6 protein-coding genes are annotated in these 9,391 nt (G+C 40.8%); 3 read left to right on the top strand and 3 right to left on the bottom strand.

Features of this window, described 5'->3' with window-relative positions; genetic code table 11:
• The coding region (locus VNZ46_RS08870) for a SusC/RagA family TonB-linked outer membrane protein (protein ID WP_325559755.1) at positions 1 to 2,635 on the bottom strand (2,635 nt) is incomplete at its 3' end.
• A 290-nt stretch (positions 2,636 to 2,925) separates the two neighbouring features.
• Here VNZ46_RS08870 and VNZ46_RS08865 point away from each other — a divergent pair.
• Entirely contained in the window at positions 2,926 to 4,338 is a 1,413-nt protein-coding gene (locus VNZ46_RS08865) for a POT family MFS transporter (protein ID WP_325559753.1), read from the top strand.
• A gap of 128 nt (positions 4,339 to 4,466) precedes the next feature.
• Entirely contained in the window at positions 4,467 to 6,854 is a 2,388-nt protein-coding gene (locus VNZ46_RS08860) for a glycoside hydrolase family 127 protein (protein WP_325559751.1), read from the top strand.
• On the opposite strand, the gene VNZ46_RS08855 is transcribed toward VNZ46_RS08860, so the two are convergent.
• Together VNZ46_RS08855 and VNZ46_RS08850 are read right to left on the bottom strand one after the other, a co-directional pair.
• Positions 6,833 to 8,098, bottom strand: coding sequence for an RNA polymerase sigma factor (locus VNZ46_RS08855; protein WP_325559750.1), 1,266 nt, complete (start codon positions 8,096 to 8,098; stop codon positions 6,833 to 6,835). The genes VNZ46_RS08860 and VNZ46_RS08855 overlap by 22 nt on opposite strands.
• Positions 8,098 to 8,439, bottom strand: coding sequence for a YciI family protein (locus VNZ46_RS08850; RefSeq protein WP_325559749.1), 342 nt, complete (start codon positions 8,437 to 8,439; stop codon positions 8,098 to 8,100). The genes VNZ46_RS08855 and VNZ46_RS08850 overlap by 1 nt, the downstream gene beginning before the upstream one ends.
• 115 nt (positions 8,440 to 8,554) lie before the next feature.
• On the opposite strand from VNZ46_RS08850, the gene VNZ46_RS08845 reads away from it, so the two are divergent.
• Positions 8,555 to 8,977 carry a DUF1801 domain-containing protein gene (locus VNZ46_RS08845; protein WP_325559747.1) on the top strand — a complete coding sequence of 141 codons (423 nt, stop codon included), beginning with the start codon at positions 8,555 to 8,557 and terminating at the stop codon, positions 8,975 to 8,977.
• The last annotated feature ends 414 nt before the right edge of the window (positions 8,978 to 9,391 follow it).

Raw genomic sequence — 9,391 nt, 5'->3', positions numbered from 1 at the left:
AACCGCCAGTAATGTCCGGATTCGGATTGCCATAAGAAACCAGATCATTATAATCGATATTATAGTCTCCGTTTTGATCTACACGTGCCGGGTCACCAGCGCTAAACTGGGAGCCGCCAAACTGAGTAATTCTTTTGCCTGTCATGGGGTCTACAGGTACATCAGAGTCTCTTGAATAAACACCTCTTACGTCCCATACTTTATAAGTGAAAAGGGGCTCACCAACACTTAAGGTTTGCTGCATCCATGGAGGGCCAAATGTAAAATCCCGTCCGCCATTTGGTAGTTTAGTAATATAGTTTTTGTTGTAGGCAATATTGAAGTTTGTATTCCATTGCAGTTTAGACTTTTCTGAAAGATTACGGGTATTTATACTGAATTCAATTCCACTGTTGCGGAGATTTACATAATTATTAGAAGTTAGTGAATAGCCGGTAGTAAGGGGTACAGCCACATCAAATACTTTATTTTTGGAATCCCTGATATAATAATCTGCAGTTAAAGAGATCCGGTCATTGAACAACCCAAGGTCAATTCCAAAGTTGGCTTGCGGACTTCTTTCCCAGGTAATGCTGGTTGCAGAAGCGGGCCTTGTATAATCCGGATAGATGACTTGTGTACCGTTGTAAGTGGTTTGCGAACCGAGTTGACCATTACCTAGTACTGAACCATCATAGCTGGAGTTTGATATTAGTGATTGGTATTGAGCATAATATGCGCCCGGGTCATTTCCTGTGATTCCATAGCTTCCTCTGAATTTGAGGTAAGAGATTACTTTTTTTAGGGGTTCAAAGAATTTTTCTTCAGAAATGTTCCAACCTGCAGAGAGAGATGGGAAAGAACCCCATTGGCTGGATGTACTGTATCTTGAAGAAGCATCGGCACGATAAACGGCTTGCAATAGGTAACGGCTCTTGTAATCATATATAAAGCTTCCCATCCAGGACAAGCGGGAGCGCTTTTCAATCACATTACTGGCAAATAGGTTTGCCCCGGAGGCAATTCCATTCACCGTTTTCACGGCATCAGAGTTGCCTACACTACTGCTATAGCTGCTGTTGTTCACATTTTTTTCCATCCCCTGGAGCAGGATCAGGTTAAAATTGTGTCCACTTTTTAAAGACTTGTTATAATTCAGTGTATTTTCCAGTTCCCAGCGGTTACCTTGATAAATCCAACCGTAAGCTTCATTAAGGCCGCTGTTGCTTAACAGGCCCGGTTTAAAATAGCTACGGGTATTGTTGTTGATGTTGTAAGAAATGGTACTTTTTAAATTTAGCCCGGGCATAATAGTGTATTGTGCAGAGGTATTTCCATTAATGCTGGTAGTTTTATCATCATCCATCAATTGGTCATACCGCCCGGTATATAACTCTTCTTCAGCTTTTCCGATTTTCCAGAAAGAAGAAGGAAATCCCCAGGTTGTAAATGGATATTTATTCTGATCGCCCTGGCCATGTTTGGCGGTTGTTAAGCCAACAAACAAATTGGTTTGGATTTGAAGGGATTTAGCGGGGCTAACCTGTAAAAATAACCTGGGTGTAACACGCTGTATCCCATAGCCCTTCATTACCCCATCTTCTGAATAACGGTTAAAAGAGAACCGGTAAGAATAGTCTTCTTTAGCAGCTGCAATACTGGCGTCAACATTACTGATCAGGCCTGTCTGAAGAAACAGACCCTGCCAGTCGGTATTGTTGTTAAATGCTGAATTTAAACTATCTGTAAGCATCATGCTCAAATTACCCAGACTCTGGTAATTTGCGTTGCCACCGTAGAGCAGGTCCATTTTGAGCCTTCTTTCTGCGGTTCCTGTTTGTATGGGCTTTAAAGCAGGCTTATTGGCAATACCGAAATAGGTAGAGAGTCTGATTTGCGGTGGTGCCCCCAGTGCGGCATGTTTTGTTTTTACAATGATTACGCCGTTTGCCGCCCGGGCTCCATAAACGGCAGATGCAGAGGCATCCTTTAATATGTCTACAGATTCAATATCATTGGGATTAATGGCTTGAAGGGGGCTGCTGCCGTAAGCCGAATTGATATCGTTTACGTCATAAATAATTCCGTCAATCACATATAGTGGCGCACTGTTTTGCCCAAAGTTGACATTACTGGCCCCTCTGATGTTCACGATGGTGTTCCCACCTGGTTCGCCGGAAGTACTTAATACGTTTAATCCAGCTACCCGTCCTTGTAACATGGCATCAAAAGTAGAGTAGGGGGTGTTTTCAAAATCTTTACCTTTCACCGTTGCAATAGCTCCGGCGGTTTTCTTTCGTTGTACATTCTGATAACCAACCAGCACTACATCTTCCAGCATATTTTCATCTTCAGTTAGCTGGACACTTAAACTGGTATTGTTACCTATAGGGACTTCTTTGGATTTGTAGCCCACCAGGCTAAATCTCGCAACTGCGCTTTGATCTGGCTTGACTATTAAAGAAAATTTACCGGAACCATCTGTAATTGTTCCAGTAGTTGTTCCTTTCAGTTTAATGGTAACGCCGGGTAAAGGCAGGTTACTTTTGTCTGTCACCATTCCGGTAACTTTGGTTTGGCCGTAAGCAAGCCACGGGATCATCAGAAAGAAAATCCAGAACAACTTACTTAAAGATAGGGTAAGTTTCACATTCATAATTTGGTTGGTTTTTATAATCGTTGTGTTGACGTTTATAAAATTAGTGTTGTGACTTTCCCTCTATTCAGTAGATTTTATCTAATATCAGCCATTTTTTAACCTGATTCGGTTAAGTTGTGTTGTGGTAAAATAAAATATGGGTATTTGTAGTTGTTGCCATCAAATGTTTTTGTATGTATGCTGTTGTATAATTTGTGAAATAGAAGTAATCCAGGATATTAAACATAGATTATTGGTTAATATCCTGCTGGTTTAAATTAATAACCGATTATTTTACAGACAAATAAATGAGCAGATTTACGGATATGGCCTATCCCAAAAGTTTACCCTATATTATTGCTAATGAAGCCGCCGAACGTTTTAGTTTCTATGGTATGCGATCCATTTTAACCACCTTTCTGGTTGTGCAGTTTTTTAATCCAGCGTTAAATCCTTCTTTACAAGGTGTTGCTGAGGCACGAGCCAATGAGGCTACGCATTTTTTTGTATCATTGGCTTATGCAGTCCCTTTTCTGGGCGCTGTTGCTGCTGATTGGTTTTTTGGAAAATATAAAGTTATTCTTTGGATATCGATCTTGTATTGTTTTGGACATCTGATCCTCTCCATGTTTGAGAATGACTTTGACGTATTCAGAATCGGACTGGTTTTAATCGCAATAGGGGCTGGAGGTATAAAATCTTGTGTATCGGCCAATGTGGGAGATCAGTTCAATGCAGAGAATAAGCATTTGCTTACGAAGGTTTACGGATGGTTTTACTTCAGTATCAATGCGGGGTCTGCCATTTCCACACTAGTAATTCCTTTGGTTTATGCGGCTTATGGCCCTAAATGGGCATTTGGAATTCCAGGGATTTTGATGGCAGTGTCTACATTGATTTTTTACTCGGGCCGTAAAACTTATGTTCGTGTTCCTCCTTCCGGGATAAGAAAGGATAATTTTCTTTTTATTTCCGTCTATTCCCTTGTCCACTTTTATAAACGGAAACCTGGTACCTCATTACTGGATGTTGCTAAAGAAAAATTTAGTCCGGAGAAAGTCGAAGACATCAAAGCTGCATACCGGGTGATCGGGATTTTTAGTTTCATTCCACTGTTTTGGGCCATGTGGGATCAGAACCTTTCTGAATGGGTCTTGCAGGCTGGAAAGCTGGATAGGCATATTCTAGGTTACGAACTGTTGCCACAGCAGGTACAGACTGTAAATCCGTTCTTCCTGTTGTTGTTGATCCCGGTCTTTAATTATGGTATCTACCCCTTCTTTGAGCGTAGAGGTATAAAGACAAGTCCCTTAAGACGAATAGGTGCAGGACTCATATTGATGGTCATTTCTTTTGTGGTTATTGCCATTTTGCAGGGTGCTGTTGATAAGGGACTTAGCCCTTCTATCTGGTGGCAGGTTCTGGCGTATTTTATTTTGGCTGCTGCAGAGGTGATGGTGTCTGTGACCTGCCTTGAATATGCTTATACACATGCACCAGCCTCTATGAAGAGTACGATGGGGGCGGTATGGTTGCTTACTATAGCTGTCGGAAATGTTTTTACGGCCCTGGTAAACCACAGTATCTCCAATAAAGGTTTTTTTTCCTCCTTTCAGGGAGCCAGTTATTACTGGCTTTTTATTGGATTAATGCTGGTGTTGATCCTGATCTATCTGGTTGTTTCTCCGAGAATAAAAGAACAAAGTTATCTGCATCAGTAATTCTGACCATATTCTTTAAAATGCGTGTTATGAGGCAATATGTTGTTGCTATTGGTTAAAATTTGGTATGCCCAAAGCTCTGCATTCAAATACATTTGAATATCCTTAAACTTAGACCTAACCACACTATGAAACCGAATCGCTGGCTACTTCTATTATCCATGTTCCCTATGGCTATATATGCTCAGAAAAAAGATTATCCTATACAGCCTGTTGCTTTTACTCATGTGCATGTAAATGATGCTTTCTGGGCACCAAAAATGGAAATAAATGCAGAGGTGACCATTCCGTATACGCTGCAGCAATGTAAAATGGATGGCAGGATTGATAATTTTCTGCGTGCATCGAAGACGATCCCCGGAGATAAATTAAGTGCTTTTCCATTTGATGATACTGATATTTATAAAGTGATAGAAGGTGCTTCTTATGCGATGCAAGTGAAAGCAGATCCTGCTTTGGATAAATATGTGGATTCCCTGATCACTATTATAGGGAAAGCCCAGGAAAAAGATGGCTACCTCTATACTTTTCGTACCGTACACGCAGCAAAGCCTCACGATTGGGTAGGATCTAAACGCTGGGAAAAGGAAGAAGAATTGAGTCATGAGTTGTATAATTCGGGCCATTTGTTTGAATCTGCTGCAGCGCACTACCAGGCGACGGGAAAGAAAACATTACTGAATATTGCCATTAGAAATGCAGATCTGCTGGTGAAGGATTTTGGTTATGGTAAGGAAGAAAAATACCCTGGGCATCAGGTAGTGGAGATTGGTCTGGTCAAATTATACCGGATAACCGGAAATGAAAAATACTTACAACTGGCTAAGTTCTTTCTCGATGTACGGGGTCCAAAAGGAGATGCTTACAACCAGGCCCAGGCAAAAGTTGTAGACCAGCATGAAGCCGTAGGACATGCGGTAAGGGCAACCTATATGTATACAGGTATGGCAGACGTAGCGGCCATTACCGGCGACCAGAAATACCTCCATGCCATTGATGATATTTGGAATGATGTGGTAAACAAAAAACTATATATTACAGGTGGAATTGGAGCAACGGGAGCAGGTGAAGCTTTTGGGGCTGCTTACCAATTGCCAAATATGTCGGCGTATGCAGAAACCTGTGCAGCTATTGCTAATATCTATTGGAACAGCCGGATGTTCCAGCTCCATGGTGATTCCAAATATATAGATGTACTGGAACGCACGCTCTACAACGGATTGCTTTCCGGGGTTTCCCTTTCGGGAGATCGCTTCTTTTATCCAAATCCGCTTGCTTCCATGCACCAGCACCAGCGAAGTGCCTGGTTTAGCTGTGCCTGTTGTATTTCCAACATGACCCGTTTTTTACCTTCAGTTCCAGGTTATGTCTATGCGCAGAATGATAACAATCTATACGTAAATCTCTTCATGAGCAACAACAGTGAAGTTAAATTGCCTGTGGCGAAAGTGAACATTGCGCAGAGCACTGATTATCCATGGAAGGGAAACGTAGATATTCAAATAAATCCGGAACGGGATGCTAAATTTGCCCTCCATATCCGTATTCCTGGCTGGGCAGGAATGGAACCGGTACCAGGAACATTATATCGTTTTGCTGATGGTAATGTTTACACGGCAGCACTTTCCTTAAATGGTAAACCACTTCAATATGATCTGGTTAAAGGTTATGCTGTTATAGACCGTATCTGGAAAAAAGGGGACAGGCTTACTTTAGACGTTCCAATGGAAGTCCGCAAAGTTCTTGCAAATGACAAGGTTAAAGACGATAAGGGCCGTTTTGCTTTTCAGCGCGGTCCCATTGTGTATTGCCTGGAAGGCCCAGACAATAGAGATAGTGTAGTGCAGGATATTCTGGTTGATAAAAATGCAATACCTTCTATGGCCTTTAAACCCAATATGCTCAATGGCATAGAGCTGTTAACGGTTAGTGGAACCAGTACCAGCAGACAGGTAAATAGTGATGAACTGATCAAGGTAAACCAGGAAGTAAGAGCAATTCCTTATTACGCCTGGGCCAACCGGGGGCCAAGTGAAATGGCAGTCTGGATTCCTTATCAGGAATCGGCTTCAAGACCAAGACCTGCAGCAACTATTGCCTCTAAAAGTAAAGTGTCTGGTTCATTGAGAAATAAACAATTGCTGGTTGCTGTTAAAGATCAATATGAGCCAGCAGACTCAAAAGACACCAATTATCCATATTTACATTGGTGGCCAAAAAAGGATTCACAGGAATATTTGCAATATGATTTTGACCAGGAGTATCAGGTATCCCAGTCGCAGGTGTATTGGTATGATGATGGGCCTTGGGGTGGATGCAGAATTCCGGAAAACTATAAAGTCCTTTACCTAAAGGACGGACAATGGATTCCTGTAGAGCCTGTGAACACTTATGCAATAGAAAAAGATAAGTTTAATACTATGAATTTTAAACCTGTTAAAACCAAAAGTCTGAAGCTGGAGGTACAACTTCCAAAGGAAAATTCTTCAGGGATTCATGAATGGGTGGTTAAATAGATTTTTTCTTTGATCCGTTCAATTTCCTTTGCCAGGGTTTGTCTTTCTGTTTTGGATTTTGTTAGCCCAATCGCCTTCTGATAATGATTAATAGCCTTTTCAAAATCAGTACCGGTGTATAAGTTACCCAGTAATGCATGATAATAACTATTTTCTGTAAGCTTTAGTTGCTCGGCTTCAGGAATTGCTTTTTCATTTCCATATACACGTGCAAAAGCGAAGGTTCTGTTTAGTGCAGTTACAGGTGAATATTCCATCAGGATCAGTTGATTGTACAATTGCAAAATATGCGGCCATTTATTCTCAGTTGCCAATGTCGTATGCCAATAGGCAATACCTGCCTCCAAATGGTACTTGGAGATTTCCAGACCATCACAAGCATTTACCAAATAATAATTGCCCTTTTCAATCAATATTTGATCCCATAAACTTGTATCCTGCTGTTCAAATAGAATGACTTCTCCGTTGTCATTTATCCGTGCTTCCAGGCGTGAACTTTGAAAACACATTAACGCAAGAAGGGCGTTTGTTTGAGGTGTATTGGTCAATTGATTTTCTACGAGAACCAAGGTTAGCCGGACTGCTTCTGAGCATAATTCCTTTCGAATCAATTGGTTGTTGGTTTTTGAAAAATAACCTTCGTTAAACAGTAAATACAGGGTTTTTAAAACAACATTAAGCCTTTGCTGAATATCCACTGCGGCTAACTCCCTGATCTGAAAATTTTCATTTCGAAGATTATTCCTTGCTCTTTGCAGTCGCTTTTTTATAGTTTCCGTTTTTGTTAAAAAGGCGTTCGCTATTTCTTCGACGCTAAAACCGCAGAGGATCTGGAGCGCCAGGCAGATTTGTGCCTCTGTTGAATTTGTGGGGTTGCATACAGCAAATATCATTGCCAGTTGGCTGTCTGAGATGATTTTAGTGTTAAATTCAAAGGTATGACTCTCTTGTATCGTATCTGTTGGGAGTTCTTTTTTAACCTGGGTTTCAAAAACAGCCAAATGCTTGAAATAATCTTTGGCTTTGTTTTTTGCAACTGTATAAAGCCATGCAGTTGGGTTGATAGGTACACCATTTACGGCCCAGTTTTCGGATGCTTTCAAAAACGTTTCACTGGCAATGTCTTCCGCAGTTTCAATGTGTCGCAAGCCAAAATAACGGCACAATACAGCCGTTATTTTGGTATACTCTTGTCTGAACAAGTGTGGTAGAATTGCTTCAGGCGAAATTCCGTTTTGCTGCATTAGTCGCGCTTTAAAACTTCTCTTACTTCAATATTGCCGCCGATCTTAAAAATAGGATTACTTTTTGCCAGTTCTACGGCTTCTTCAATATTCTCCACTCTAACTACGATGTAGCCACTTATAAATTCTTTGATTTCAGTGTAAGGCCCATCTGTTACTACATTGTCTGGCCTAACTGTTTTTGCACTTCCGGGAATTGGTAAAAGTGTGTTTCCCTTGTCGGCCAGTTTGTTTTGAGCAGCAATACTGCCAAGCCAGTTCATCCTCTCCTGCATTTGTTCAGGTGATGGTTTGAAGTCTGAGGTGTCGTTCAATCTGAAAATTAATGCAAATTCTTTCATTTTTTCTATATTTATTGTTTGCCCTGATAACGATCATAATCTCGGTATGGGGACAAAATTCTTTTTTTTTTAAGAACATTTAATTTTGAATTGATTGTTCAAACCAAATATACGCATGGCAAAGAACAAAACCAGTGAGACAACAGCGAGCATTAGAGACTTCCTGGAAAAGATAAACGAGCCGGTACAACGAAAAGACAGCTATGTGATTGCTGCGCTTATGGAGAAGCAGAGTGGATTTGAACCGAAAATGTGGGGAACTGCGATTGTTGGCTTTGGCAGCTATCATTATAGATACCCAAGCGGACATGAAGGAGACGCACCTTTAATTGCCTTCTCGCCCAGGAGTACTGCCATATCCTTATATATGGCTTCAGATTTTGAGACTAAAGAAAAGCTGCTACAGCGGCTGGGGAAACATAAAACAGGTAAAAGTTGTATCTATATTAAAAAGCTTGAGGATGTCAATATGGGTGTGTTAATACAGCTCATAGATCATTCGCTGGCACATATGAAACAGCTTTATCCAGAGTCTTGATTTTATGATGCAGATCACATGAAAAAAGGGACCGAATCTTGCGACTGGCCCCTTTTCATTAAATTAACGCTCTCGACGTAAACATACATAAAGTTTATGCAATACAAAGAATTATTTTTTATTTTTTTTATCGGATGATAGATGATTTGATGAGCAGGGGTATTGGATGTAGAGGATGGGGTTGCAACGAGCACTATTGTGAAATTGGATATCTAACAATTTAAAAGATGTTTACTTTTGTCCCAAAAAAAGAACAATGGAAAATTTATTCTCTTATGGAACATTACAACTAGAATCTGTTCAGCTAGATACCTTTGGCAGAAAACTGGAAGGAGAAGCCGACGATCTTGGTGGTTTTAAACTTTCTATGGTGAAGATAGAGGATGAGGCTGTTATTGCCGCAAGCGGGCTGAG

Source organism: Pedobacter sp., from assembly GCF_035566355.1.
Lineage (GTDB): Bacteria > Bacteroidota > Bacteroidia > Sphingobacteriales > Sphingobacteriaceae > Pedobacter.
This window is presented reverse-complemented; position numbering and strand designations above follow the sequence as displayed.

Coding starts and splice junctions, on each gene's coding strand:
- VNZ46_RS08845 (WP_325559747.1), top strand. CDS start 8,555: ATGGCAAAGAACAAAACCAGTGAGACAACAGCGAGCATTAGAGACTTC.
- VNZ46_RS08865 (WP_325559753.1), top strand. CDS start 2,926: ATGAGCAGATTTACGGATATGGCCTATCCCAAAAGTTTACCCTATATT.
- VNZ46_RS08850 (WP_325559749.1), bottom strand. CDS start 8,439: ATGAAAGAATTTGCATTAATTTTCAGATTGAACGACACCTCAGACTTC.
- VNZ46_RS08855 (WP_325559750.1), bottom strand. CDS start 8,098: ATGCAGCAAAACGGAATTTCGCCTGAAGCAATTCTACCACACTTGTTC.
- VNZ46_RS08860 (WP_325559751.1), top strand. CDS start 4,467: ATGAAACCGAATCGCTGGCTACTTCTATTATCCATGTTCCCTATGGCT.